The organism is Streptomyces sp. NBC_00568 (genome assembly GCF_026341855.1).
GTDB lineage: Bacteria > Actinomycetota > Actinomycetes > Streptomycetales > Streptomycetaceae > Streptomyces.
Map to the genome: position 1 here is coordinate 860848 of NZ_JAPENW010000001.1, position 26150 is coordinate 886997.

The 26150-nt window shown below is 69.3% G+C and carries 19 protein-coding genes; 11 read left to right on the forward strand and 8 right to left on the reverse strand.

Annotated elements, in window-relative coordinates; translation table 11 throughout:
* Window positions 1–708 precede the first annotated feature (708 nt).
* The 7 genes from OOK38_RS03650 to fxsT all read left to right on the forward strand — a co-directional run bounded on the left by OOK38_RS03650 (window position 709) and on the right by fxsT (window position 11474).
* Window positions 709–903 carry a DUF4236 domain-containing protein gene (locus tag OOK38_RS03650; protein ID WP_266763518.1) on the forward strand — a complete coding sequence of 65 codons (195 nt, stop codon included), beginning with the start codon at window positions 709–711 and terminating at the stop codon, window positions 901–903.
* Window positions 904–1132: 229 nt separating this feature from the next.
* A complete protein-coding gene (locus tag OOK38_RS03655) occupies window positions 1133–2662 on the forward strand; it encodes a UDP-N-acetylglucosamine 1-carboxyvinyltransferase (protein WP_266763517.1) in 1530 nt (509 codons plus the stop codon).
* Between the two features lie 474 nt (window positions 2663–3136).
* On the forward strand, window positions 3137–3499 hold the full coding sequence (locus tag OOK38_RS03660) for a CU044_2847 family protein (protein WP_266848094.1): 363 nt from the start codon (window positions 3137–3139) through the stop codon (window positions 3497–3499).
* Between the two features lie 98 nt (window positions 3500–3597).
* Window positions 3598–4572, forward strand: coding sequence for a trypsin-like peptidase domain-containing protein (locus OOK38_RS03665; protein WP_266763515.1), 975 nt, complete (start codon window positions 3598–3600; stop codon window positions 4570–4572).
* Window positions 4569–6074 carry a hypothetical protein gene (locus tag OOK38_RS03670; RefSeq protein WP_266763514.1) on the forward strand — a complete coding sequence of 502 codons (1506 nt, stop codon included), beginning with the start codon at window positions 4569–4571 and terminating at the stop codon, window positions 6072–6074. The genes OOK38_RS03665 and OOK38_RS03670 overlap by 4 nt, the downstream gene beginning before the upstream one ends.
* On the forward strand, window positions 6061–7173 hold the full coding sequence (locus tag OOK38_RS03675; RefSeq protein WP_266763513.1) for an AAA family ATPase: 1113 nt from the start codon (window positions 6061–6063) through the stop codon (window positions 7171–7173). Before OOK38_RS03670 ends, OOK38_RS03675 begins: the two co-directional genes overlap by 14 nt.
* Window positions 7170–11474, forward strand: coding sequence for an FxSxx-COOH system tetratricopeptide repeat protein (fxsT, locus tag OOK38_RS03680; RefSeq protein ID WP_266763512.1), 4305 nt, complete (start codon window positions 7170–7172; stop codon window positions 11472–11474). Before OOK38_RS03675 ends, fxsT begins: the two co-directional genes overlap by 4 nt.
* Window positions 11475–11477: 3 nt before the next feature.
* Here fxsT and OOK38_RS03685 read toward each other — a convergent pair whose 3' ends face one another.
* On the reverse strand, window positions 11478–12590 hold the full coding sequence (locus OOK38_RS03685) for an HEXXH motif-containing putative peptide modification protein (RefSeq protein WP_266763511.1): 1113 nt from the start codon (window positions 12588–12590) through the stop codon (window positions 11478–11480).
* A gap of 1321 nt (window positions 12591–13911) precedes the next feature.
* Entirely contained in the window at window positions 13912–14337 is a 426-nt protein-coding gene (locus OOK38_RS03690) for a DUF6299 family protein (RefSeq protein ID WP_266763510.1), read from the reverse strand.
* A 251-nt stretch (window positions 14338–14588) separates the two neighbouring features.
* Between OOK38_RS03690 and OOK38_RS03695 the strand changes: the two genes are divergently transcribed.
* Window positions 14589–14783 carry a DUF5999 family protein gene (locus OOK38_RS03695; protein ID WP_266763509.1) on the forward strand — a complete coding sequence of 65 codons (195 nt, stop codon included), beginning with the start codon at window positions 14589–14591 and terminating at the stop codon, window positions 14781–14783.
* An 18-nt stretch (window positions 14784–14801) separates the two neighbouring features.
* Here OOK38_RS03695 and OOK38_RS03700 read toward each other — a convergent pair whose 3' ends face one another.
* Window positions 14802–15200, reverse strand: a complete 399-nt coding sequence (locus OOK38_RS03700; RefSeq protein WP_266763508.1) for a RidA family protein — start codon at window positions 15198–15200, stop codon at window positions 14802–14804.
* Window positions 15197–16345 (reverse strand): acyl-CoA dehydrogenase family protein, encoded by a 1149-nt coding sequence (locus tag OOK38_RS03705; RefSeq protein WP_266763507.1) that lies wholly within the window; start codon window positions 16343–16345, stop codon window positions 15197–15199. The genes OOK38_RS03700 and OOK38_RS03705 overlap by 4 nt, the downstream gene beginning before the upstream one ends.
* 139 nt (window positions 16346–16484) lie before the next feature.
* On the opposite strand from OOK38_RS03705, the gene OOK38_RS03710 reads away from it, so the two are divergent.
* Both OOK38_RS03710 and OOK38_RS03715 read left to right on the forward strand, forming a co-directional pair.
* Window positions 16485–18179 (forward strand): AMP-binding protein, encoded by a 1695-nt coding sequence (locus tag OOK38_RS03710; RefSeq protein WP_323178780.1) that lies wholly within the window; start codon window positions 16485–16487, stop codon window positions 18177–18179.
* 15 nt (window positions 18180–18194) lie between these two features.
* A complete protein-coding gene (locus OOK38_RS03715; protein ID WP_266763506.1) occupies window positions 18195–19049 on the forward strand; it encodes a PaaX family transcriptional regulator C-terminal domain-containing protein in 855 nt (284 codons plus the stop codon).
* Window positions 19050–19181: 132 nt separating this feature from the next.
* On the opposite strand, the gene OOK38_RS03720 is transcribed toward OOK38_RS03715, so the two are convergent.
* Together OOK38_RS03720 and OOK38_RS03725 are read right to left on the reverse strand one after the other, a co-directional pair.
* A complete protein-coding gene (locus OOK38_RS03720) occupies window positions 19182–21491 on the reverse strand; it encodes a bifunctional salicylyl-CoA 5-hydroxylase/oxidoreductase (protein WP_266763505.1) in 2310 nt (769 codons plus the stop codon).
* A 214-nt stretch (window positions 21492–21705) separates the two neighbouring features.
* Window positions 21706–22533, reverse strand: a complete 828-nt coding sequence (locus OOK38_RS03725) for an enoyl-CoA hydratase family protein (RefSeq protein WP_266763504.1) — start codon at window positions 22531–22533, stop codon at window positions 21706–21708.
* Between the two features lie 426 nt (window positions 22534–22959).
* On the opposite strand from OOK38_RS03725, the gene OOK38_RS03730 reads away from it, so the two are divergent.
* Complete coding sequence (locus tag OOK38_RS03730) at window positions 22960–23415, forward strand: ATP-binding protein (protein ID WP_266763503.1); 456 nt, start codon at window positions 22960–22962, stop codon at window positions 23413–23415.
* Here the strand turns inward: OOK38_RS03730 and OOK38_RS03735 are convergent.
* Together OOK38_RS03735 and argF are read right to left on the reverse strand one after the other, a co-directional pair.
* Window positions 23372–24841 carry an amino acid permease gene (locus tag OOK38_RS03735; protein ID WP_266763502.1) on the reverse strand — a complete coding sequence of 490 codons (1470 nt, stop codon included), beginning with the start codon at window positions 24839–24841 and terminating at the stop codon, window positions 23372–23374. The two genes, OOK38_RS03730 and OOK38_RS03735, sit on opposite strands and share 44 nt — an antisense overlap.
* Before the next feature lie 139 nt (window positions 24842–24980).
* On the reverse strand, window positions 24981–25988 hold the full coding sequence (gene argF, locus OOK38_RS03740) for an ornithine carbamoyltransferase (RefSeq protein WP_266763501.1): 1008 nt from the start codon (window positions 25986–25988) through the stop codon (window positions 24981–24983).
* Between the last annotated feature and the right edge of the window lie 162 nt (window positions 25989–26150).

The window sequence follows — 26150 nt, forward strand, 5'->3', positions numbered from 1 at the left end:
CGAGATAACTCTAATGCATGGGGGCGGGCAGGTCATGTCCGGGCGCCCTCATGTCCGGCCGGAGTCACTTGTCCGCTCACGAGGAGAAGGGCCCGCATCGCCCGGCATCACCCGGCATCACCCGGTCGGGCCATCCGGGGCGAGCGCCCCTTCCGGCACAGACGCCACGCGCCGAGAAGCAGCGCCACCCGACCACGGCGGTCGGCCCGGGCGGGCCCCCGCCCCGACGACGCCACACCTGGCCCACCTGGCCCACCTGGACGAGTCTCCCGCTCCAACGACGGCCGACCCGGGCGAGCCCCCTCTCCCTTACGACGGCCGACCGGGCGAGTCCGCCACTACCCACGACGGACGACAGGGCGCCCCCGCTCCCCACGACGGACGGCCGGGCACCACCGCGCCCCACGACGGCCGAGCGAGCGAGACCCCTCCCGAAGGCGGGACCCCCGAGCGAGCCCCCCTCCATCCCTCCGCTCCTCCCCCTCCCTCTCCTCCCTCCTGAAAATGCGCGCCGCGCAGCGAGGCCCTCCAGCAGCCCGGACTCCGGGCGCACCAAGGACGGAATCCGGCACGCCGGAGTGGGGGCCAACCAGGCTCCCCCGGGAGGAAATTGACGCCCCGAAGGCGAAGACAGGCACATCGGGGCCCTTTCGGGGTACCCGGTGTCCGCCGGGAACGCCTCGGCGGACACGACACGAGGGGGCACTCATGCCGCTCACCTTCCGCAAGAGCTTCCGCATCCTTCCGGGACTGCGACTCAACATCAACCGCAAGTCATGGTCCATCACCTCGGGCGGAAAGAACGGGCCGAAGCGCACGCACAGCAGCACCGGACGCAGGACGACCTCGATGGACCTGCCGGGGCCGTTCGGCTGGCGCAAGACGACCCGTAAGGCAAAGTGACCCAATAGCGACAAATAGCCCCAGCGCCGACGAACCGTCACGGAAGCGCCGCTTCACGGCACTCATCGGCGGCGACGTCGACCGCGGCACCCCCGGAACCGCCGCGACCGTCGCCGCCGCGCCGGGGCGCGAGGCCCGAACTCCCCGTCGGCCGGGCCCTGCTGGACCCGACCACCCGGAAGGCCGCGCTCCATTTCTTTTTATCTCACATCCGATATACGGTCGCGCCATGGCAGACGACTACCTCGTACGTATCGGCAAGCTCATCCGTGACGCCCGGCAACACCGGGGCTGGACACAGTCGCAGCTTGCCGAGGCGCTCGGCACCAGTCAGAGCGCCGTCAATCGCATCGAGCGCGGCAACCAAAACATCAGCCTTGAGATGATCGCCCGAATCGGTGAGGCGCTGGACAGTGAGATCGTCTCGCTCGGCTATGCGGGTCCGATGCATCTGCGCGTCGTCGGCGGACGTCGTCTGTCCGGCTCGATCGACGTCAAGACCAGTAAGAACGCCTGTGTCGCGCTGCTGTGCGCCACGCTCCTGAACAAGGGGCGGACGGTGCTGCGCCGGGTGGCCCGCATCGAAGAGGTGTACCGCCTGCTGGAGGTACTCGGGTCGATCGGTGTCCGCACCCGGTGGATCAACGACGGGGTCGACCTCGAGATCGTGCCGCCGAGCGAGCTGGACATGGAGGCCATCGACGCCGAGGCCGCCATTCGCACGCGGTCCATCATCATGTTCCTCGGCCCGCTGCTGCACCGCCTGGACGCCTTCAAGCTGCCCTACGCGGGCGGTTGCGACCTGGGCACCCGGACCATCGAGCCGCACATGATCGCGCTGCGCCGGTTCGGCCTCGACATCGCCGCGACCGAGGGGCTCTACCACGCCCAGGTCGACCGGTCCGTCACGCCCGGACGGCCGATCGTGCTGACCGAGCGCGGGGACACGGTCACCGAGAACGCGCTGCTCGCCGCCGCCCGCCACGACGGCGTCACGGTCATCCGCAACGCGTCCTCCAACTACATGGTCCAGGACCTGTGCTTCTTCCTGGAGGCCCTGGGCGTACGAGTGGAGGGCATCGGTACCACGACGCTCACCGTGCACGGCGTGCCGAACATCGACGTCGACGTGGACTACTCGCCCTCCGAGGACCCGGTCGAGGCGATGAGCCTGCTCGCCGCCGCCGTGGTCACCGAGTCCGAGCTGACGGTGTGCCGGGTGCCGATCGAGTTCCTGGAGATCGAGCTCGCGGTCCTGGAGGAGATGGGCCTCGACCACGACCGTACGCCGGAGTACTTCGCGGACAACGGCCGCACGCGCCTGATCGACCTGACCGTACGGCCCTCCAAGCTGGAGGCGCCCATCGACAAGATCCACCCGATGCCGTTCCCCGGCCTGAACATCGACAACGTCCCGTTCTTCGCGGCCATCGCGGCCTCCGCGCAGGGCAAGACGCTGATCCACGACTGGGTCTACGACAACCGGGCGATCTACCTGACGGACCTCAACCGCCTCGGCGGCCGGCTCCAGCTCCTCGACCCGCACCGCGTCCTCGTCGAGGGCCCGACCCGCTGGCGCGCCGCCGAGATGATGTGCCCGCCCGCGCTGCGCCCCGCCGTGGTCGTCCTGCTCGCGATGATGGCGGCCGACGGCACCTCGGTGCTGCGGAACGTCTACGTCATCAACCGCGGCTACGAGGACCTCGCCGAGCGACTGAACTCGATCGGCGCACAGATCGAGATCTTCCGGGACATCTGAGCGACCTTCACACGAACGTCGCCGCATTCGCCTCCCGACCCGGGTGAGTACGGGTCGGGAGGTGGTGCGGCGGCACACGTCCGGGACGGGAGATTCGACGGTGTCGGGCCCTCGTGTCCACTCGAACCCCCGGATCAGGTCGAATCCGTAAGCCTCTCCGGACACGGCCGAGCAGAAAGCGCGCCTACGTGCGCACTGTGAATGCGGAAACGAGTGGCCGGGCCACGAAGTCAGGCAGGCATTCGGCCCGGATGCCCGACCCTGATGACGAGCGCGAACGTCAGCGGGCCTCTAGGGCTTCGATTACGTCGCGGACCGTGCGCCCCTCGGGCAGCTCGAAGCCTCCCCGACATCCTCTTGATCTGGCGTCGAACACCGACGACCCTGCCATCTGTAATGCAACAGCCTGGCCGTAGCAGGCGAATCTTCGCGAACACGATCCCCAAAAGCACATATCGGTAATACTGATTTGTCATGTCCTTCGGTATCGAGGACCACCTCACGGGGGGGCCAGTCATGCAGTTGATCAGTTTTCGCACAGCAGACGGCGGCGAGGCAGTGGTCGAAATCGCCGAGGACGAGCCAGGAATCGTCTCGGTCTCACGAGCCGGGGACGCCATCGCACAGGCAACCGGCTCACTGGAAGCAGGGTTCGACCGGATCCGCTCGGTGGCCCAGACCGCACTCGACAGGCTGATCACGCTGCCTCGGCCGCCAGAAGAAATCACCCTTGAGTTCGGCGTTCGCTTCAACGCCAAGGCAGGCGCTGTCATCGCCCATACGGAAGGGGAAGGACACCTGAAGGTCGCCGTGGTGTGGCGTAGCGCAGCAACGTGAGCTCAATTCCCCCTTCCACTCGTACACTTGGCACAGCTGGTGAACTCAGTTGCGGTGGCTCGGGGGAGACGAACACTGTGGGGCCGGAGCGAGGTCAGATGCGGGTGCTGTCCAAGGACGGCGCCCTGTGGGGAGCCGGCGTTCTGGTGACACTCGGCGAAATGGGAGCTCACGTCCTCACGTGTGCACACGTCGTCATGGACGCGATGGGCAACCCTTCGAGCGGGTCACTCGTGGTGGATCTGCCGGGACGTGACTGGTTCGCTCATGCATCCCCGGTGCCCGACGCCTGGTCACCTGTTCCGCCGCTCGCCCATACGGAGGCGGGCACCGCCACCGCAGACCATGCCGACTTCGCCGTGCTCGCCCTGGACGCGGGTCACCCTCGCCTCCCCGGTGGGTGCGGACCCCTGCCGCTCGCGGCGTGCGGTCCCCCGGATGACCGGCGGGTCGCGGTCATCGGCTACCCACAGGGCGCACCAGCCGGCCTGATCGCCACAGCTCGCCTGGCCGGGACCGGCGGCCCCTGCCCCGACTGGGTACAACTCGACGGCCTTCGCGCCACCGGTGGCACGGTGACCCACGGTTTCAGTGGCGCGGCCGTCTGGGATCCGGTCAGCGCCCGTGTCATCGGACTTGTCACCGCCGCCTACACCGACCGCGCCGCCAGGGTCGCCTGGATGCTTCCTACCGAATCCGCTGTACGGATCTGGCCGCCTCTCACGGCCGCCGTCCGTCGCCCGCGGCCCCGACCTCACACCCCTCCCTCCGTCGACGAGTTGTACGAACTCGCAGACGCCCTCCTGGACGTGCCCCAGATAGCCCACGACTCAGGCCGCCTGCTCCGGGAGTCCCTCCCCCCGGCCATCCGCCACAACATCCGCGACAATCCCTGGCCGCGCCAACAGCTCCTCGCCGTCGTCCAGGCGTGCACGGACCACCGGGACGGCTGCTGCGCACTGCGCGGCGCGACACTGCAGCTCGGGGGTGAATCGGTGTCAGTTGCCCTGGCGGTGGGAATTCTTGACCGCATCTGCTGTGTCGGCGAAGTCGGTTCAAGGGGCGGTGCATGATCGATCCGAGGTCTCTAGCAGACAGTGCCCGCCGGGAACTGCCTAGGTATCTCGTCGACGCAGTACAACAACTGACCTGCCTGGATGATCCAGCGGCCTTGCGTCGGCTGGTGAGCAAGTTCGACCCGGCGCCGGCAGCCCCCAGCAGCGCGAGCGGCAGCACGCAGCGCGCCCAGTTGGTCCGGCTCATGGAAGGGTTGTGCGGTGCACCCGGCGGACTCACACCGATGGTGCAGACACTGGAAGTGTGGGAGGGAAGCACCGTCGCCGTCCTGAATCTCAAGATCGCCCTCGCGGCCTGGGAAGTCGACCTGTTCGCCTACGAGGAGTGGGAGGAGCTCTTCCGGCTGCTGGACGGGTTACGCGTGCCCGACCTCAGTCGGCAGTACGCCGACTTCCTTCGAGAGCACGGAAGGTTCACCTCACCCGCGCATTGCACCGAGCCCTGGGCGGTCTTTCTTCACGCCGCGACGCTCAACGCCCGCAGCGGTGAGCCCCTGCCGTGCTTCCAGCTCCTCCGTCGCCTGGCCCTCGCGGCCGAAGGGGACCGCCAATTCGCCATCACCGACTGGGTCGATGACCACGACCCGCATTCCTCGCTGCCCGATGACGTCGAGCCCAAAGCCGACGAGCAGGAAGCCGCGGCCAGGGCGGACGTATGGAGCCCGTCGGACTACCTCATCATTCGTCTGAGGCCGTTACTCGACGGCGATGGCGAAGGAACGACGATCCTCTCCCACTGGCGACGGGTGCACCCCGGCGGGCAGGTCCGCGGCGAGGACCGGCGCATCGCACCAACAGACCTGGAGCAGGAAGTGCGAGCGCTGATTCACAAGGCGGAAAGCGACTGGGCCTACTTCCTCAAGGGCGAGCTCGCCATCGAGTTCGTGCTTCCCTGGGACCTTCTTCATCTGCCCGTGGAGAACTGGGAGAAGTCGTCGTTCCACGGAGTCGGCGCGGTGCTGGGCGAGGACCATCCGGTCGTCATCCGCAGCTTGGAGCGGCTTGACCGGCGCGACCTGCACGGTCGTTGGGGAAGAAGGTGGGACGCCTTCGCACAGAGGCGGGCGGGAAGCGCTCATTGGTTCGCCTACGACAGTCTGGCCCATCTGCTCTCGGATCCCCCTCCGGCGGTGGCGGTGCTCAGTTCCGCTCCGGGCGACACGTCTCCGTCGGGGGATTCGCCCCCTCACTCCCCCGACGAGCTGGGCGAGGCGTTGAGAGCGGGCGTCCCCGTCGTGTTGTGGGACAGACGAGGAGGCGGAGACCCCGACTTCCGAGCCGCGTTACGTGCCGTCCTGGAGAGCAGCGATCCCCGGCGACTGCCAACTCTGGTGAAATCCTTGCGCATCACGTCCAGGGACCGCGATTCTGAAGACCCCATGGTCGGCCGCCATGTAGCCCTGCTCTGGGACGACCCGTATCGACTACCCGTCGCAATGACGGACTCTTCCGCATCGATCAGGGACGGTTGGGAGGAGAAGAGTCATGACGCATCCTGACGACGGTTCGGCCTTACCGGGAGACAATCAGCACCCTCGTTGGTGGATCTACCGAGGGACACGGCTGCCGCGGGCCGACTTCTCCCTGACCGAATTGCTTCCCCCGCCTCCTCCCTGGCGGACGTTCAGCGGTGGCCCGGTACTTCCGTCCCCGCCCCACGACGACGTGGAGACGTTACGCAGGCTGGGCTCACATCTGCCGACCAGGACCGTTTCCGAGTTCGCCCGCCGCGAAGCGGAGATGGTGAACGCCGCTCTGCTGCTGCGCCGACCGCTGCTGGTCAGTGGGCGGCCAGGCACAGGAAAATCAAGTCTCGCCTACCGCGTCAGCCGCGAGTTGTGTCTCGGGCGCGTCCTGCGCTGGCACATCACCAGCCGCACCACGCTGCAACGGGGCCTGTACGACTACGATGCGATCGGCCGGGTGCAGGACACCGCGGCGGCCAGGGCAGCCCTCGGGCAGGGGCCATCCGAGGGTGAGGACCCGACGGCTCTCGGGATCGGCGAGTACCTTCAACTCGGGCCGCTGGGCACGGCACTGTTGCCCTACGCAGAACCGCGAGTTCTCCTCATCGACGAACTCGACAAGAGCGACCTCGACCTCGCCAACGATCTGCTCAGCATCTTCGAAGAGGGTTCTTTCACGATTCCTGAGTTGTTGCGCGCCCGGCGAAGGCACCCGGTGGTGCGTGTCCTGACGAACGATCCGGAGGGCGAGGCCGAGATCCGTGGAGGGACGGTCACCTGCAATGCCTTCCCATTGGTCGTGATGACCTCGAACAGCGAACGGGAATTCCCGCCGGCCTTCCTGCGACGTTGCCTGCTTCTCGAGATGCCCGACCCCAGCCAGGACGACCTCGCCGACATGCTGGCGGCGCACTTCGGCGAGGAGACTGCCAGGCAGTGGGGCGGTGACCTCATCGCCAGGTTCCTCGAACGCAGCCGGGAACGCGGCGGCCTGTCCCGAGACCAACTGCTCAACTCTCTCTATCTGGCCACATCGGGCGGGGTCGGCGGCCAGGACGGCTCGCTGTACGAACTCGTCGAAGCGGTGTGGCATCGTCTCGACAGATCAAGGTCGGGGACGAAGCCGGGATGACCAGCGCCGCGGATGAACGGCGTTCTTTCCCGTCCGGGCCGGAAATCCTGGACGCCCTGTACCTCACGGCGTATGTGGACTCCGTCTCGCCGGCCCCGAGCACGAGCGACCCCCGCAGTACGTCAGACCCTCAGCGCAGCCCTGACACCGGAGTCAGTGACGACCGGGTCGCGCCCGAGCAGCCCGCCGAGCCCCACCCGGACAACACCGGTCGCTCTGACTTCACCGTCCGAACACGGGAGTCACGCACCCCCCACGACTCGAGGACAGGGAGTGGCAGTTGGCCTGCCTCGCCGCAACTGCCGGGCGCTCTCGGTCTGGCACGGGCGCTCAAGCCGCTGAGGTTACGTCGCCCATCTCCCCATGAATGGGAACTGGACGAGGAATCCACTGCGGAGCGTGCCGCCTCTGACGGGCTGTGGCTGCCGGTCCGCCGTCCTGTTGAGGAGCGCCGCCTCGACTTGTGGCTGATCGTGGACGCCAATCCGTCCATGGCCCTGTGGCAGGACATCGTGCCCGTGTTCCAGGAGCTGTTGGAGAACACTGCCGTCTTTCGCGCGATCCGGACCACCCGGGTCGACATGGCGGATGCCGGGCGTGATGCCCGTCTCCATGGAGACTCCGTCAATCGCCCGGAGCATCTTCAGTCCGGATCGGACAGTCTGGTACTGATCGTCACCGACGGAGTGGCCAGTGCGTGGCGCGACGGCGAGGCCGCCGCATTCCTCCACGGGAAGGCGAGAGTCTCCCCCACCGCCGTTCTCAGCCTGCTGCCACAGGAGCTCTGGGAGTTCACCCTTCCCAGCGCGTTCCGTGTCCAGCTGGCAGTCCCTCAGGCCGCCGCCGCCAACAGGACCTGCAGAATGGTGCGTTCGGCCGCTTCCTCATCCAGACCGGGCGGGCTTGCGCCCTCACGGTCCGGGCAGGCGGTACCGGTACCCCTGCTGGAATTGACGCCGGCATCGTTGGGTCGATGGGCACGCCTGGTCGGATCCCCCGGTGGTCGACACAACTCGGCAGTCCTGCTGACCAGCAGGCGGGGCGATCTGGGGAGCCACACCTCACTCCACTCTGTCGAATCCGACTCAGAGACGGACCTTGACGGCTCCCGCGCGACGTGGAGCTCGGGCACTCGACAGAGTGCGGCTCGGGAAGCAGTGCTGAGCTTCATGGCAAAGGCATCGCCCACAGCCTTTCAACTTGCCTGCCGCCTGGCAGCCGCGCCCCTGAATCTTCCGGTCATGCGACTGCTTCAGCATTCCATGCCGGAGGCAGAGAACTGGAATCTCGCTGAAATCATGTTGTTCGGTCTGCTGCACCGTATCAAGCCGGATACGGACGTGCAGGACATCGAGCAGGTAACCTTCGACTTCGCAGAAGGAGTCAGAGAAGAGCTGCTCGCTCTCGCCACCCGCTTCGAGACGCTGGGCGTTCTGCGTCAAGTCTCGGATGTTCTGGGCTCTCGACTGGATACATCCACGGCTCAAGGGGACACCCTCTTGTCCTGTCGGGCGGACTATATCGATCCGCCGGTAACCCACCTGACCCGGCCATTCGTTCGACCATTGCAAGCAGCGCTGAGCGCCCTGTCAGGTCCCTACCTTGAGCGGGCACTCCGACTTGACAGTCTCTTAAGTCGCCGCGAGAGTTCCGGACAGCCGGAAGCGCAGTCGGATAGCAATGAGGCAGAAGTGTCCACTGGACCACCTGTATCGGGACCCGACAGCGAATCCGCAGATCCGGAATCACGTTCTCTACCTGTTCGGGGAGAATTCATGCCCAGTGCCGAGAAGGAAAGTTCGCGGCAGATACTGTCAACTCAGCCTCAGTTCGGCGGCAATCTACCGCTGCGGAACCGGAACTTCACGGGCCGCGAAGAGCTCCTCGCCAAACTACGCCGGCGACTGGAGAGAGGCGTTACCACAGCCGTCCTCCCCGAGGCCTTGCACGGCATGGGCGGCGTGGGCAAGTCACAGATCGCCATCGAGTACGTCTACCGCTACGGCAAGGAATACGACCTGGTCTGGTGGATTCCTGCTGAACAGACCAACCTTGTCGTACAGTCCCTCATTGAGCTCGGAGAGTATCTGCACCTGCAGGCGGGCGCGAACCGAAGCGCCGTGCCGACGGTTCTGGAGGCGCTGCGCCGCGGCCGTCCATACTCGAACTGGCTCCTGGTCTTCGACAACGCCGAGAACCCGCACGAGGTTCGGCAGTTCTTTCCCCGCAATGGCCCGGGCCGGGTATTGGTGACATCCCGAAACTCTCAATGGTCGACACTTGCAAGTTCGCTAGAGGTAGATGTGTTCACCCGTACGGAAAGCGTCGAGCTGATCAAGCGGCGAAGCCCGCAAATTCTCGACGAGGCTGCGGATCGACTGGCCGACGCTCTCGGGGACCTTCCCCTGGCCGTGGAACAGGCTGCCGTATGGCTGGCCGAGACGGGAATGCCTGCCCAGCAGTACCTTGAGCTCTTCGAAACGAAGTGCGCAGAACTTCTGGAGGTTGCCCCTCCTGCCGACTACGACCTTCCCGTGGCGGCGGCATGGAATGTGTCCCTGGATCGCCTGCGCGAGGACCATCCGGCCGCTCTTCAACTGCTGCAGATCTGCGCCTTCTTCGCACCCGAGCCCATTGCCAGAGGATTCTTCGAGGCGGTGCGCGGCGTGAGCGCACCCCCCGACCTCCGTGCGGCTCTGGACGACCCGATCAAACTGTCACAGGCCATCCGGGAGATCGGACGCTACGCCTTGGCCCGGATCGACCACCGGAACTCGACCATTCAGGTCCACCGCTTGGTACAGCGGGTCCTCATCGAGCAGATGAACACGGTGGAACGGGCCGAAATGCGCCACTGTGCCCATGAAATTCTCGCCAACGCCGACCCCAGGAATCCTGGCCTGCCGGACGAGTGGCCGCGCTATTCGGCTCTCCTGCCTCATGTCCGGGCCACCAGGATGGTCGAGTGCGAGGATGGCTGGGCCCGCCAACTGGTTTTGAACGAGGCTGACTTCCTGCTTGAACGCAGTGACTACGGCGAAGCGCTGGAGGTGGCCGAGGAGGCGGGCGCCATCTGGCGGCGCGTGTTGGGGGACGACCACGAGCACGTGATCGCCGCCGACCAGGTCCGCGCCCTGGCTCTGCGCTGGCACAATCAGTACGACGCCGCCTATGAGCTGCAGTCGGAGTTGGTGGACCGATGCCGGCGCGTGCTCGGTGAGCGCCACGAGAACACCCAACGCGCCCTGAGCGTGATGGCCATCCTCCTGCGCCTGCGCGGTGACTTCTACGGTGCACGGGAGTTGGACCAACAGGCGTACCAGACGACTCTGCTGGAGTGCGGCGCTTACGATCCCGGAACCTTGCAGGCTGCCCACAACTACACAGTCAGCCTGCGGCTGGCGGGAGATTTCGAAGAAGCGCTCCGGATCGACGCGGACACCTATGAACGCCGCGTCGAGGTCCTCGGGGACTACCACACCCGCACTCTGAGCAGCCGATACCAGATGGGGCTGGACCTCCAGGAACTCGGTCGTGGTGAGGAAGCGAGGCAACTGCTCTCCACGCTCAGGGACCTGGCACTGTCGACGCTCGGCCCCGAACACGACCTCACCATCCGGGCGACCCGAGAACTATCCGTCACCCTCCGAAAGTTGGGTGATCATGAGCACGCGCGAGAGCTGTCGTCCGCCGTGTTGTCCGTTCTTCGCGGGCAGTACGGAGAGAACTCTCTGGAAACGGTCCGCGCTTCGCAGAACCACGCGACCGACCTGCGTCAGACGGGCGACCTCGACCAGGCGGCGGAACTGGGCCGGGCAACCAAGGAGAGGTGTTCGATCCTGCTCGGCCCAGAGCACCCGCACACCTACGCCACGGCCAACAATCTGGCGGTCACTCTCCGCCTGCTGGGCGGTGTCGCCGAGGCCCGGGAGTTGGACCAGGCGGCGGTGAACGGCCTGAGCAGCGTCCTCAGCACGGACCACCCTCGAACGCTCGTGTCACGCACGGGGCTCGCCAGTGACCTGTGGGCCCAGGGTCACTTCGAGCACGCTCACGACATGGACGCCACGTTGCTCGAGGTCAGCTCCAGGGTGCGGGGCGAGCGGCATCCGGCCACTCTGGCGATCATGCTCAACTTGTCCCACGACCTGAAAGGGCTGGGCCGAGGCGCGGAGGCGCAAGAACTGCACGAGCGCGCGCTTGCAGCCATCCGTGCGGTGCACGGCCCGGAACACCCGGCCGCCGTCGATGCCGAGCACTTCCGACGGGCCAATGTGGACATCGACTTGCTGGGAGTCTGACCGCTAGGTAGTAGAGGTGGGGCCGGAGCCGAGCCATTCGGCGAGCGCCTCCGGCCCCGGTGACTGCGCACCTCGTCTGCCCAGGGCAGTATGCAGGGCCAGGACAAGTTCTGGGCGCTCCACCAGGAGCGCCACCCGGGTCCCTCCGGCCAGGCCCATGCCGATCCAGGCGGTCAGGGCGGGGGCCCCTTCACGGTAGGAGACCAAGGCACCCCTGGTATCCCCCGCGATCAGTGCTGCGTCCGCGGCAGTGGCTCCCACGATGCCCAGGGGATGGACGCCGCCGGCGTCGAGTTCAGCCCACACCTGCTTGAAGGCGTGCTGATCGGTGATCCACAGCCTGGCCAGCCAGGTCCTGGCATCTGCGCGGGGAGCGGTCCGTGGGGCGGCCATCCGCGAGGGAGGAAGGTTGCTCGGTGCAGGGCGGCCGGCGAGCCAGCGCTGCGCGAGGTCGTCGGCCCGACCGCCGTCCACCACCAGGTGTGCTGCTCGCCAGGAGGCCGACTGATCCCGGCAGCACAGCTCCGCAAGCTCCCCCGCCTGTCCATCCACCGGTTCCGCCGACCAGCCGCGCGCCAGCTCGGCCAGCGATTGAACGACGATGCCTCCGGCTTCGGTCAGGCCACTCGCGTTGCACAATGCGGCCAGCGCCGTACGCACCTGCCATCGGTGCACGGCGAACTCGAAGTCCGCCCGTTCCCCTTTGCTCCGGCGGCAGCCGCGCCAGAAGGACGCGACTGCTGCGAAGGCATGGGCACCGAAAAGAAGGCCGCGCAACGGTCGGGCATCGGAACGCCACGGGGCGAAGTATCTCGGTTCAGGGCTTTGCTCCGTCGGTGCCAGCAGCGGCACAAGATCGCCGACCGCCGTCAGCAACTGATGCTGGACCTCATGAACAAGGGTGGCAGCCAGAGACAGGGCGTCATCGGGCAGCGACATCGTGACGGCGCCGAAGGCATTGGGAACAGATGCGCTGACGACCCGTAGGGCGCCCACTCCCTCGACGGGAACGACCGAACGTACCGACCTCGCGACCACGCGGTGAGCCACCGGGTCCGTCTGCCGCAGTAGTTCGTCCGCTTCCGCCAGCAGGAAGCGCCAGCGCGGCACGACCATAGGCGGCAGATCAGAGGGGTCACGCAGAGCCCGGAAATCCCGGTACGGGGACAGATGGTCCAGTACCGCGGCTCGCCGCCCTCCCAGACCGGCGAGACCCAGCTCCGGCAGTGGCGACCAGCCCTCGGTAGCAGCGGACAGATCCGCAGGCATCCGCACCGACCCTCTGTCGCCGAAGACCAGGGTTCCGTTCGGGCCGGACTCCACACCGACGACCGCCCACGGCCCGTGCCCCACGCTCCCGGTGATTCCCAGCGAGGGAAGCCACAATCGCCCGCCCCGGGCCGGGACACGAAGGGAGCAGGGCACGCCTGCACGGATCGCCGCGGCTGCGGCAAGAGACCCAAGGAGTGTGGCCCGCGCCCAGTGTGGCGGGTCCACGGGCGAAGCCACGGCCTCAGGGGTCGATCCGCGCAACAACTGGAACGCCCAGGATCCGACAGCCGGATCCCGAAGCACGGCCTCGACGGCCTCAGGATCGACGCGTTGGGCGGAACTCAACAACGCCCACACCACGTCGGGGCGCGTCGGAAGGACCCCCCGCTTCGGCAGCACCCCCTCAGGGGGCTTGGCCATCCGAACAATCGCGGAGAGCGCCAAGAGCAGCCGACTACGCTGAGCCGATTCCAGCAACGCCAGATCGGCCTCACCGACGTCTCCGACCGCGACACCGACGAGTGTCCGTGTGTCGACCCGGTAGGGCTCAGATGTGATCAATGTTTGCGGTCGCACTCGTCGAGACCCGCGACGCACCATCGCACGCGGGCGCGATGCTCCCCTCGCACAGAGGGGCCGCGGTGTACGCCAGTCGGCTCTGCAACGCTCCGATTGCGTCCGCCAAACCTCTCACCTGGCCGAGTTCGTCCAAGCGGACGTCTGACAGGTCGATAAGTTCCGACCGCAAGCTCCCCGCGATTCCTGACACGTGCGCCACACCCTCCGTGGTGACCAAAGCGCCGATTTCTTTGAAGGGCGACACACTCCGGCTGAGTGGCTGCAGCCCCGCACGACGAACTCACACCGCCTGATCTTCTCAGGCTTCCAGCCCGCGATACCTCGATTCTCAGGCACCAAGTCAAATCCAGGACTACCGGTACGGCCTATCCGCGACCAGGCTGCCTCGGCAGGGGTCCAGCGACAAGTTGTCCTGGAAGCTCGAGTTGCCGTTCAACCCTCACCGGAGTGCCGTCGCACCCCTCCCGGCCTGCTGGACCGCGACTCGGGCATGGGTGCGGCGGCATTCGTGTGTCAGGGGCGGCCCCGGTGTCGTACGGGCTCCACCCCTGCGTCGTACGTGCTCGGCAGTGGGAGACGTACCCGCTCAGCCCTGCGCGATGATGATCCCCCGCTCCGTGCTCGCGTGGAACGTGGGGAGCGGGAGGCCGCTGCCGCTCAGTTCCATGACCGTGGCCTCGACCTGGGCCGCGCCCGGGGTGAGGGTGCCCGGCGCGCGCTTCTCCGCGTTGGTCCAGCGGTGCTCCGCGCCGTCGCAGACCGCCGAGGAGCCGCCGATGGCATGGCGGACCCGGGGGTCCCCCTGGGACACCGAGGAGGCCACGAACACGGGTCCCGCGGCACCCGTGCAGCGGTAGGTGCCGGAGAGGGTGATGGTGCCGTCGGCGGCGACCGTGCCGGTGGGGTCGACGGTCACCTCGTCGAGGGAGGCGGTACGGGCGACGGCGGACGGGGCGAGAAGCAGGAGCAACGCGGCACCTGCGGCCGCGCCGATGGCCTGGCGGACGAGCATGGGATACCTCCTGGAGCGGGGCCTGGAAAGGGCGCTCAACAGGTACCGGTCCGAGGCCCCGAGGTCGGTGATCATCACCCCTTTGGTGGCGAGTTGGCACCGTCCGTCTTGGGGACGTCCGAGAGTTGTCCTCGTGTTGTCACGCTTCACGACCGGCTGTTCCGATGAGTTCGCCGCGAGCGCATGGTCTATTCATGCGAGGGCGACGACAACGCCGCCGACACTCTTCGCATCCGACGTGGAGGTGCGCCATGTGTTCACACCAGTCTTCGAACCCGTCCGCGGACACCGCAGCCCCGCACATCGTCTCGGCCCACCCCGAGCAGGGCTGGAACCTCCTGTGCAACGGGGCGATCGTCTTCGACGACAGCGGCGAACTGCTCCCCGACGGCAGCGTGATCGCTCCGCACCGGGTGTTCGCCGAGCAGCTGGCCGTCGCGGCCTGATCCCCGCTTCCCGCGCGCCTACGCCAGCACGGCGAAGCCGTCGAGTTCGACCAGCGCCCGCTCGTCCCACAGGCGGGCGGCGCCGATGACGGCCATCGCGGGGTAGTCGCGGCCCGCCAACCGGCGCCAGATGCGCCCGAGTTCGGGAGCGTGGACCCGGTAGTCGGCGACGTCCGTGGCGTAGACCGTGACCCGGGCGAGGTCGGCGGGAGCGCCACCCGCCGCGCGCAGCGCGGTCAGCAGATTGACCAGCGCCCGCTCGAACTGCAGGGGCAGGGTCTCCCCCACCACCTTCCCGTCCACGTCGAGCGCGGTCTGTCCGGCCAGGAAGACGACACGGGAGCCGGTGGCGACGACCGCGTGGGAGAAGCCGGTCGGCGGGGAGAGCTCGGGCGGGTTGACGCGTTCGGCGGTCATACGGACCCCGCTCCCTGTGTCCGCTGCTCGGCCATCCGGTACAACTCCTTCGCGATGACCGCCCGTTGGACCTCGCTGGCCCCCTCGTAGATGCGCGGCGCGCGCACCTCGCGGTAGAGGTGTTCGAGGAGATGGCCGCGGCGCAATGCGCGGGCGCCGTGCAGCTGGACGGCCGCGTCGACGACGTACTGGGCCGTCTCGGTCGCGAGCAGCTTCGCCATCGCCGCCCGCCGCGGCACGTCCGCGGCCCCCTCGTCGTACGCCGCCGCGGCCGCGTACACCATCAGGCGGGCCGCCTCGGTGCGCAGCGCCATCTCGGCGACCTGGTGGGCCACGGTCTGCAGGTCCTTCAGCGGACCGCCGAACGCGACGCGTCGCGTCGTGTGGGCGAGGGTCGCGTCCAGCGCGGCCTGCGCCATGCCGACGGCGAAGGCGCCCACGCTCGGCCGGAAGAGGTTGAGGGTGTGCATGGCGACCCGGAACCCGTGGTCGGGTTCGCCGAGGACGTCGTCCGCGGTGACGGGTACGGCGTCGAAGGCGAGGGCGCCGATGGGGTGCGGGGAGAGCATGTCGAGCGGGGTGCCGGTGAGGCCGGGGCGGTCGGCGGGGACGAGGAAGGCGGTGACGCCGCGGGCTCCGGCGTCGGGCGCGGTGCGCGCGAAGACGGTGTAGAGGTCGGCCTCGGGGGCGTTGGAGATCCAGCACTTCTCGCCGGTGAGCCGCCACCCGCCGGTGCCGTCCTCGTCCGCCCGGAGCGCCAGCGCGGCCGCGTCCGAGCCGGCGCCGGGCTCGCTCAGCGCGAAGGCCGCCACGGCGGTGCCGTCGGCGACCCGGGGCAGCCAGTGCTCGCGCTGGACCGCGCTGCCGTACGCGTGGACCGGATGGGCGCCGAGCCCCTGGAGGGCCAGTGCCGTCTCGGCCTCGGTGCAGACCTGGGCCAGGGACTCGCGCATCAGGCAGAGATCCAGGGCGCCGGAGGTGAACAGGCGGGAGAGCAGGCCGAGTCGGCCGAGTTCGGCGACCAGCGGGCGGTTGACGTGCCCCGCCTCGCCCTTGTCCGCCAGTGGGCGCAGCTGGTCCGCGGCCAGGGTGCGCAGCTCGGCACACCAGGCGGTCTGCCCCGGATCGAGCGAGAATGCGGTCATTGCCCGTCCCCTCTCCCCATCGGACGCCACCCACGTTATCGCGAACCGTTGACTGTCGTCACCAACACGATACGCTCCTTGTGCGAGCCCACCACGACGCCCACCGAGGCAGCCCGTCAAGGCAAGGGGGCGAGACGCCATGGACCTTGTGGATCCCCTGGATCCCGCAGACACTCCGGGGCCGGCACGTTCGGCCCACGTCGACACCTTCGCGCGCGACCACCTCCCGCCCCCCGAGCAGTGGCCCGAACTCCACTTCGACCTGCCCGGGCTGCGCTACCCCGTTCGGCTGAACTGCGCCGCCGAACTCCTCGCGGACACCGATCCCGGACGCCCGGTGTTCCGTACGCCGTCCGGCGACCCGTGGACGTACGGACAGCTGCGTGCCCGTGTCGACCGCATCGCCCATGTGCTGACCGGCGAGCTGGGCGTCGTCCCGGGCAACCGGGTGCTGCTGCGCGGCCCCACCACTCCATGGCTGGCCGCCTGCTGGCTGGCGGTGCTGAAGGCCGGCGCGGTCGCCGTCACGGTGCTGGCCCAGCAGCGGTCGCACGAGCTGAGCACGATGTGCTCGATCGCGCGGGTGACGCACGCCCTGTGCGACATCCGCTCGGTCGACGACCTGGTCAAGGCGGAGATCCCCGGACTGCGGGTCACGACGTACGGCGGTGACGCCTCCGACGATCTGCTGCTGCGGATCACCGGCGCGCCGGACGAGCCCTTCGACGCGGTGGACACGGCCGCCGACGACGTGGCGCTGATCGCGTTCACCTCGGGCACCACCGGACGGCCCAAGGGCTGTATGCACTTCCACCGCGATGTGCTGGCGATAGCGGACACCTTCTCGAAGTATGTGCTGCGGCCACAGGAGGACGATGTCTTCGCCGGCAGTCCTCCCCTGGGCTTCACCTTCGGGCTGGGCGGTCTCGTCGTCTTCCCCCTGCGCGCCGGCGCCTGCTCCCTGCTGCTCGAACAGGCGGGACCCAAGCAACTGCTGCCCGCGATCACCCAGCACCGCGTCTCCGTGCTGTTCACGGCGCCGACCGCCTACCGGGCGATGCTGGCGGAGCTCGACGACCACGACACCGGGTCACTGCGGCGCTGTGTGTCCGCGGGCGAGAACCTGCCCGCGGCGACCTGGCGGGACTGGCACGGGCGCACCGGGCTGCGCATCATCAACGGCATCGGCGCCACCGAGCTGCTGCACATCTTCATCTCCGCCGCCGACGGGCAGATCCGCCCCGGCACGACGGGTCTGCCGGTTCCGGGGTGGCACGCGCGCGTGGTCGACGCCGAGGGGACGCCGGTGCCGGACGGTGAACCCGGGCTGCTCGCCGTGCGGGGCCCGGTCGGCTGCCGGTATCTCGCCGACCCGCGGCAGCGCGAGTACGTGCGCGACGGCTGGAACATCACCGGCGACACCTATGTACGCGACCCCGACGGCTACTTCCGTTATGTGGCCCGGGCCGACGACATGATCATCTCGGCGGGGTACAACGTCGCGGGCCCCGAGGTCGAGGAGGCGCTGCTGCGGCACCCGGACGTGGTCGAGACGGCGGTCGTCGGGCGGGCCGACGAGGCACGCGGGCAGGTCGTGGTGGCCTACGCGGTGCTCAAGGAGGGCGCCCGCCGGGACGCCGAGGCGCTGCGCGCCTTCCTCAAGTCCGAGCTGGCGCCGTACAAATGCCCCCGCGAGATCGTCTTCCTGGACGCGCTGCCGCGCACCGCCACGGGGAAGCTCCAGCGGTTCCGGCTGCGCGAGGAGACGGGTGCTGACGCACTGTCACCTCCCGCGTCCGAGGGTGACTTGTCCACCGGCGGCGGTCCCAAGTGATCTTCGCGCACTAGAGTGATCAACGTGTCAGAGCAGCACGCCCCCCGGTCCCTCATCGTCACCTTCTACGGCGCGTACGGCCGTTTCATGCCCGGCCCGGTGCCGGTCGCCGAGTTGATCCGGCTCCTCGCCGCGGTCGGCGTGGACGCGCCCTCGGTGCGGTCGTCGGTGTCCCGGCTCAAGCGCCGCGGGCTCCTGGAGCCGGCGCGCACCGCGGCGCGCGCGGCCGGATACGCGCTGTCGCCGGACGCACGGCAATTGCTCGACGACGGCGACCGCAGGGTGTACGCGTCGGCGCCTCCCGGGGACGACGGCTGGGTGCTCGCCGTCTTCTCCGTACCGGAGTCGGAGCGGCAGAAGCGGCACATCCTGCGCTCGCGGCTCGCCGGTCTCGGCTTCGGCACGGCCGCCCCCGGGGTGTGGCTCGCCCCGGCGCGGCTGTACGAGGAGACCCGGCACACCCTGGAGCGGCTGCGGCTCGATCGGTACGTGGAGCTGTTCCGCGGCGAGCACCTGGGGTTCGCCGCGACGGCCGACGCGGTGGCGCGCTGGTGGGACCTGGCCGCCATCGCCAAGGAGCACGAGGCGTTCCTCGGCCGGCACGCGCGCGTGCTGCACACCTGGGAGGGCCGCGCGGACACCCCGCCCGAGGAGGCCTACCGCGACTATCTGCTCGCCCTCGACTCCTGGCGCCATCTCCCGTACGTCGACCCGGGGCTGCCCGCCGCGCTGCTCCCCGAGGACTGGCCGGGGGCCCGCTCGGCCACCGTCTTCCGGGCCCTGCACGAGCGGCTGCGGGACGCGGGAGCGGAGTTCGCCGGGGTGGCCCGGTGGTCCGGGAACCGGCCGACGGGTGACCCGGCCGTGTGACCTCGACCCCGCCGACCGCCGCCGAGCGAACTCTCAGGCTTCTCCGTCCCTCCTCTCCGCCGTACGCCCGTCAGGCGGCGGGCCGGCTCAGAGGGCTGACCGGGGTGGGCGATTCCTGGCGCCGGTCCGCACTCACGTCCCCAGGGTGAGGCGGGGCCTGGGGGCGTCGGTGCGTCCGGTCTGGGGGCGTCGGCTGCCCGCGCGGTAGGGCATAGGCCAGCCGGCGCCCGGCCCCTCGTAGCCCTGTTCGGCCGCCGCGTGCAGCGTCCAGTGCGGGTCGTAGAGGTGCGGACGGGCGAGCGCGCACAGGTCCGTCCGCCCCGCCAGGATCAGGGAGTTGACGTCGTCCCAGGAGGAGATCGCGCCGACGGCGATCACCGGGAGCCCGGTCTCGTGGCGGATCCGGTCGGCGTACGGCGTCTGGTACGAGCGGCCGTAATCGGGGTGCTCGTCCGCCACCACCTGGCCGGTCGACACGTCCACCGCGTCGGCGCCGTGCGCCGCGAAGGCCCGTGCGATCATCACCGCGTCGTCCCCGGTGGTGCCGCCCTCGGCCCAGTCGGTGGCGGAGATGCGCACGGTCATCGGGCGCTCCGGCGGCCACACGGCCCGCACCGCGTCGAACACTTCGAGCGGGAAGCGCAGCCGCTTCTCCAGTGATCCGCCGTACGCGTCGGTGCGCTGGTTGGTCAGCGGCGAGAGGAAGCCGGAGAGCAAGTAGCCGTGAGCGCAGTGCAGTTCGAGGAGGTCGAAGCCGCAGCGGGCGGCGCGGCAGGCCGCCGCGGTGAACTGCTCGCGCAGGTCGGTGAGCTGGGCGCGCGACAGCTCCCGGGGTGTCTGGCTGTCCGGCTTGTACGGGAGGGGGGAGGCGGCCACGAGCGGCCAGTTGCCGTCCGCCAGGGGCTCGTCGATGCCCTCCCACATGAGCCGGGTCGAGCCCTTGCGGCCGGCGTGGCCGAGCTGGAGACCGATCGCGGTGCCCGGTGCCTGTTGATGCGTGAAATCGACGATCCGCCGCCAGGAGTCGGTCTGTCGGCCGGTGTAGATGCCCGCGCAGCCCGGTGTGATGCGGCCCTCCGCGCTGACGCACACCATCTCGGTCATCACCAGTCCGGCGCCGCCGAGAGCCCGCGCGCCCAGGTGGACGAGATGGAAGTCTCCGGGGACGCCGTCCACGGCCGAGTACATGTCCATCGGCGAGACGACGACACGGTTGCGCAGGGTCAGGCCGCGCAGCCGGAACGGGGTGAACATCGGCGGGGTGCCGGGCGGGCAGCGGAACTCCCGCTCGACCGCCGACACGAAGTGCGGATCGCGCAGCCGCAGGTTGTCATGGGTGACGCGGCGGCTGCGGGTGAGGAGGTTGAAGGCGAACTGCCGGGTGGGCTGGCCGAGATAGCGGTCGAGGTTCTCGAACCACTCCAGGCTGGCGCGGGCCGCCCGCTGGGTGGAGGCGACGACGGGGCGGCGCTCCTCCTCGTAGGCCGCCAGTGCCTCCGCCGTCGACGGCCGCTCCTCCAGACAGGCGGCCAGCGCGAGGGCGTCCTCGACGGCGAGCTTGGTGCCGGAGCCGATGGAGAAGTGGGCGGTGTGGGCGGCGTCGCCGAGCAGGACCAGATTGCCGTGCGACCAGCGGTCGTTGACGATCGTCCTGAAGCGCGTCCACGCCGACTTGTTGGCGCGCAGCGGGCGTCCGCCGAGCGCGTCCGTGAAGATCTTGCCGCACCGCTCGACGGACTCCCGCTCGTCGAGGTCCGCGAACCCCGCGGCCCGCCAGACCTCTTCGCGCATCTCGATGATGACGGTGGAGGCGCCGCATTGGTTCTGCGGCCCGGAGGGCCTCGTTGAGGGGTGGTGGTCGGGCGACGGGCGGGAGAAGGGGTAGCCGTGCAGCTGCATCACGCCGTGCTCGGTCTCGGCGATCTCGAAGCGGAAGGCGTCGAAGGCGAAGTCGGCGGCGAGCCAGATGTAGCGGCAGCGGTGTTCCTCCACGGAGGGCCGGAAGACCTCCGCGTACGCGGCGCGGGTGAGGCTGTGCACACCGTCGGCGGCGACGACGAGGTCGTACTCCGCCATCAGGCCGTCCACGGGCGGGGCCTCGGCCGCGAAGCGCAGGTCGACGCCCAAGGAGCGGCAGCGTTCGTGGAGGATCTCCAGGAGCCGGCGCCGCCCGAGCGCGGCGAAGCCATGGCCGCCGGAGGTGTGGCGCGTCCCTCGGTGCACGATGTCGATGTCGTCCCAGCGGACGAACTCGGCCTGGAGCGCCGCGTACACGACCGGGTCGGCGTGTTCGATGCCGCCGAGGGTCTCGTCGGACAGGACGACGCCGAAGCCGAAGGTGTCGTCGGGGGCGTTGCGTTCCCAGACGGTGATCTCGCGGGCCGGGTCGAGGCGTTTGAGCAGGGCCGCGGCATAGAGTCCGCCGGGCCCGCCGCCGATCACGGCGACGCGCGTCGCACCGCCATCCCCACGCCCGGCTCTCGTACGCCCATCGGACCCTGCCCCCGCACGCCCGGCCGTCGTACGCCCGCCACTCCCCGCACCCGCACGCCCGGCCCTCGTACGCCCGTCAGACCCTGCCCCCGAACGGCCGTCGCTCCCGGCCCCGGGACGGTCTTCGCGGCCCTCGCCCTCGGTGTCCACGCGCATCCCGGGCTCACCTCCCCCGCCACTTCGGGGCCCGCTTCTCCGTGAAGGCCGCGTGGAACTCCGCGTAGTCCTCGCCGTTCATCAGCAGGGCCTGCGTCGCGGCGTCCAGCTCGACGGAGGCGGCGAGCGGCATGTCCAGTTCGGCGGTGAGCAGCGCCTTGGTCTGGGCGTACGCCAGGGCCGGACCCTCGGCGAGGCGGCGGGCCAGCGCCCGCGCGCCCTCGTCGGCGTGCCCCTCGTCGGTGAGTTCGCTGATCAGGCCGATGCGCTCGGCCTCGGGCGCCCGCACCGGTTCGCCGAGCATCAGCAGCCGCGTCGCGTGGCCGAGCCCGACCACCCGGGGCAGCAGATAGGCCGCGCCCATGTCGCCGCCGGACAGCCCGACGCGGGTGAAGAGGAAGGCGAAGCGTGCGCTCGGGTCGGCCACCCGGAAGTCCGCGGCCAGCGCCAGCACGGCTCCGGCGCCCGCCGCCACCCCGTGCACCGCCGCGATCACCGGGAACGGGCATTCGCGTACGGCCCGGACGACCTGCCCGGTCATCCGGTTGAAGTCGAGGAGCTGGGCGGTGTCCATGGCGAGGGTCGCGCCGATGATCTCGTCGACGTCGCCGCCGGAACAGAATCCGCGGCCCTCGCCGGCGAGCACCAGGGCGCGGACGGACCGCTCGCGGGACAGCTCGGCCAGCAGGTCGCGCAGGTCGGCGTAGGCACCGAAGGTCAGCGCGTTGAGCTTCTCGGGGCGGGCCAGGGTGACCGTGGCGACGCCGTCGGTGAGCTCGTACCTCAGATGCTGCCAGTCGGAGGTGCGGGTGGCGGAGCCGGTGAAGGGACTCATGACGTGCGGCCTCCTCGGGCGGGGGCGACGCTCTGTGGCTGTTCAACGAAGTTATCACTCATCCGTGACTGTCGTCACGGCTACGCGATACGACGACTTCGCGAAGTGACGTACCGGCCGGGATCGGTCGCGTCACGTGACGGTCGCAGGGTGCGAACGGGGGTCCCGAGGCGTGAGACGGCCGTCGCGCGGCGACCGTGATCCGTCACCGCGTCACGGATCTTCGATAGGCGTGTAACGGCGGGAGCACACGGGGGAGGCCGGCCGTTCGCCTGGGTACACAGCCCCGTATCGGACCGAACGTCCCGAAAGGAGACGGCGGAACCCGGGGGACACACCGTCCGATGTCCCCAAGAAAGCCCACCGAGCGCGTTTGCCCGGTGTCGCCGTACCATTCCTAAGGTTGAAAGCAGGATCGCCTGCTCCATGAACGGACCCGCCTTGCACGACACCCCAGCACCCGCCTCCTGGCGCATCGCGCTGCCGCACACTGTGGCGGCCGTGCCCGTCGCCCGCGCCCTGGTCCGCACGGCACTCGCCGAGCGGGAACACGCGGCCGACAGCGACACCGCCGAGCTGCTCACCGCGGAGCTGGTCGCCAACGCCGTCGAGCACACCGCGGGCGACGGACCCATAGAGCTGGTCGTGGAGCTGATGCCGACCGGCTGCCGGGTCGAGGTGCATGACCCCGACCCCGCTCCACCTCTCGATCTCACGCTCCCGCACCCGCCCGGCGAACCCGACCCCTGGCAGGAGCACGGGCGCGGCCTGCTGCTGCTCCGCGCCCTCAGCTCGTCCTGCGGACACCGCCCCACCGACTCCGGCAAGGCGGTCTGGTTCAGACTGCCTGTGGTTCCCGCTCAGCGGCGTCCGATGCTGTAGCGGCCTCCGCGTCGGCTCCGGCACGGGCGGTGGTCCGGGCCAGCCGGGAATTGCGGCGCCCGTAGAGGACGTACACGAGGAATCCGGCCGCGAGGAAGGCGGCGAACTGGACCCAGGTCGTCCAGCCGGTCTCGTACATCAGATAGAGGCAGAAGCCCACGCCGAGCAGCGGCACCACGGGGTAGAGCGGCACCCGGAAGGTGCGGGCGAGACCCGGCTCGCGGCGGCGCAGCGCGATCACCGCGACGTTGACGGCGGCCATCACGGCGAGTGTGCCGATGGTGCACAGGTTGACCACGGAGTCCAGGGACGCGAAGGCCGCGGGGAGCGCGAAGACGATCGCGACGATCAGCGTGCCGGCGACCGGCGTGGACGTCCTCGGCGAGACCTTCTCGAAGACGCGCGGGACCAGGCCGTCGCGGGACATCGACATCAGGATGCGGGTCTGGCCGTACATCACCGCGAGCACGACCGAGGCGATGGCGACGACCGCGCCGAAGGCGATCACTCCGCCGCCGACGGTCGATCCGGTGACCTCGTTGACGACATAGGACAGCGCGGCCGGCCGGCCTCCCACCTTGTCTCCGCCGATGGCGCCGATCGCGGCCAGGGCGACGGCGCAGTACAGCACCGTGACCAGGCCGATGCAGACCAGGATGGCGACGGGGATGTCCCGGCGGGGGTTCTTGGCCTCCTCGCCGGCCGTGGTGATCGCGTCGAAGCCGATGTAGGAGAAGAACGCGGCCGTGGTGCCGGCGCCGATGCCGCCGAGTCCGGCCGGGGAGAACGGCGTGAGGTTGCCGTCCTTGAAGGCGCTGAACCCGATCGCGCAGAACAGCACGAGGACGACGAGCTTGAGCACGGCCATCGCGGCGGTCGCCCGGGCGCTCTCGCGCACGCCGCGCACCAGCAGGACCGAGGCCAGCGCGATCACGATCACCGCGGGGAGGTTGACGATTCCGCCGTCGGAGGGGCCGGCGGAGAGCGCGGCGGGCAGCTGCGTACCGGTGAGGCTCGTGAGCAGTTCGTTGACGTACTGGCTCCAGCCGACGGCCACGGCCGACACCGAGACGCCGTACTCCAGGAGCAGGCACCAGCCGACCAGGAAGGCCGTGCTCTCGCCGAGTCCGGCGTAGGCGAAGGAGTACGAGGATCCCGAGACCGGGATGGCGCCGCCGAGCTCCGCGAACGCGAAGGCCGTGAAGACACAGGTGATCGCGGCGAGGATGAAGGAGACGACCACGGCGGGTCCGGCCTGGGCGACCGAGTCGGAGAGTCCGACGAAGATTCCGGTGCCGACGATGGCGCCGACGCCGAAGCAGATGAGCTGGAAGAGCCCCATCGTGCGCTTGAGTCCGTTGCCTTCGAGGTCGGCACCGGATTCGGCGATCAGTTGAGCGGGGGACTTGAAGCGAGGAGCGGGCATGCGGGGTGGTGCTCGTTTCTGGTGGTGCGGGTGCGACCGTAGGGGTGCCCCCCGCTCGAGCGAGGTCGAGTTCGGGGGAGAGTCGCGCGGCGGCCCCGGAAGGGATGGTTCCGGGCCGCCGGACATCGTACGGAGAAAATCAGGCCAGCGTGGCGACCAGGATCGCCTTGATCGTGTGCAGCCGGTTCTCGGCCTGGTCGAAGACGACGGAGTGCGCCGACTCGAAGACCTCGTCGGTGACCTCCAGCGAGTCGAGACCGTAGGTCGCGTGGATCTCACGGCCGACCTTGGTCCCGAGGTCGTGGAAGGCCGGGAGGCAGTGCAGGAACTTGACGTCCGGGTTGCCGGTGGCGCGCAGCACGTCCATGGTCACGGCGTACGGGGAGAGGGCGCCGATGCGCTCGGCCCACACCTCCTTGGGCTCCCCCATGGAGACCCAGACGTCGGTGGCCACGAAGTCGGCGCCGCGCACCCCGTCGGCGATGTGCTCGGTGAGGGTGATGCGGCCGCCGTTCTTCTCGGCGAGTTCACGGGCCTGCGCGACGACCTCGTCGGCGGGCCAGTAGGCCTGCGGGGCGACTATCCGGACGTCCATGCCGAGCAGCGCGCCGGTGACCAGGTACGAGTTGCCCATGTTGAAACGGGCGTCGCCCAGGTAGGCGAAGGCGATCTCGCCGATCGGCCTGTCGCAGTGCTCGGTCATCGTGAGGACGTCGGCCAGCATCTGGGTGGGGTGCCAGTCGTCGGTGAGGCCGTTGTAGACCGGCACTCCGGCATAGGCGGCCAGTTCCTCCACCGAGGCCTGGCTGTCGCCGCGGTACTCGATGGCGTCGAACATGCGGCCGAGCACGCGCGCGGTGTCCTTCACGGACTCCTTGTGGCCGATCTGCGAGCCGGACGGGTCCAGATACGTCGTCGAGGCACCCTGGTCCGCGGCCGCGACCTCGAAGGCGCAGCGCGTGCGCGTCGAGGTCTTCTCGAAGATCAGCGCGATGTTCCTGCCCGCCAGGTGCCGGGTCTCCGTCCCGGCCCTCTTGGCCGCCTTGAGCCCTGCGGCCAGCTCGACCAGACCGAGGAACTCCTCTTCCGTGAAGTCCAGCTCCTTGAGGAAGTGGCGGCCGGCGAGGGCGGTCGGGACTGTCGCCATGGGGGCGCTCCAGGGATGACGGGGACGAGGACGGGGACGGACGTGTGGAATTCTATACGACGCTCGGCATTTATATGCGGTCTCCCGTTCGACTCTACGCGGGACCCCTCCGCGCGGCCCTATACGAAGCCCATACGACCCGGGCGCTCGCACCGGACCCCG

Coding starts and splice junctions, on each gene's coding strand:
- OOK38_RS03650 (WP_266763518.1), top strand. CDS start 709: ATGCCGCTCACCTTCCGCAAGAGCTTCCGCATCCTTCCGGGACTGCGA.
- OOK38_RS03655 (WP_266763517.1), top strand. CDS start 1,133: ATGGCAGACGACTACCTCGTACGTATCGGCAAGCTCATCCGTGACGCC.
- OOK38_RS03660 (WP_266848094.1), top strand. CDS start 3,137: ATGTCCTTCGGTATCGAGGACCACCTCACGGGGGGGCCAGTCATGCAG.
- OOK38_RS03665 (WP_266763515.1), top strand. CDS start 3,598: ATGCGGGTGCTGTCCAAGGACGGCGCCCTGTGGGGAGCCGGCGTTCTG.
- OOK38_RS03670 (WP_266763514.1), top strand. CDS start 4,569: ATGATCGATCCGAGGTCTCTAGCAGACAGTGCCCGCCGGGAACTGCCT.
- OOK38_RS03675 (WP_266763513.1), top strand. CDS start 6,061: ATGACGCATCCTGACGACGGTTCGGCCTTACCGGGAGACAATCAGCAC.
- fxsT (WP_266763512.1), top strand. CDS start 7,170: ATGACCAGCGCCGCGGATGAACGGCGTTCTTTCCCGTCCGGGCCGGAA.
- OOK38_RS03685 (WP_266763511.1), bottom strand. CDS start 12,590: ATGGTCGTGCCGCGCTGGCGCTTCCTGCTGGCGGAAGCGGACGAACTA.
- OOK38_RS03690 (WP_266763510.1), bottom strand. CDS start 14,337: ATGCTCGTCCGCCAGGCCATCGGCGCGGCCGCAGGTGCCGCGTTGCTC.
- OOK38_RS03695 (WP_266763509.1), top strand. CDS start 14,589: ATGTGTTCACACCAGTCTTCGAACCCGTCCGCGGACACCGCAGCCCCG.
- OOK38_RS03700 (WP_266763508.1), bottom strand. CDS start 15,200: ATGACCGCCGAACGCGTCAACCCGCCCGAGCTCTCCCCGCCGACCGGC.
- OOK38_RS03705 (WP_266763507.1), bottom strand. CDS start 16,345: ATGACCGCATTCTCGCTCGATCCGGGGCAGACCGCCTGGTGTGCCGAG.
- OOK38_RS03710 (WP_323178780.1), top strand. CDS start 16,485: ATGGACCTTGTGGATCCCCTGGATCCCGCAGACACTCCGGGGCCGGCA.
- OOK38_RS03725 (WP_266763504.1), bottom strand. CDS start 22,533: ATGAGTCCCTTCACCGGCTCCGCCACCCGCACCTCCGACTGGCAGCAT.
- OOK38_RS03730 (WP_266763503.1), top strand. CDS start 22,960: ATGAACGGACCCGCCTTGCACGACACCCCAGCACCCGCCTCCTGGCGC.
- OOK38_RS03735 (WP_266763502.1), bottom strand. CDS start 24,841: ATGCCCGCTCCTCGCTTCAAGTCCCCCGCTCAACTGATCGCCGAATCC.
- argF (WP_266763501.1), bottom strand. CDS start 25,988: ATGGCGACAGTCCCGACCGCCCTCGCCGGCCGCCACTTCCTCAAGGAG.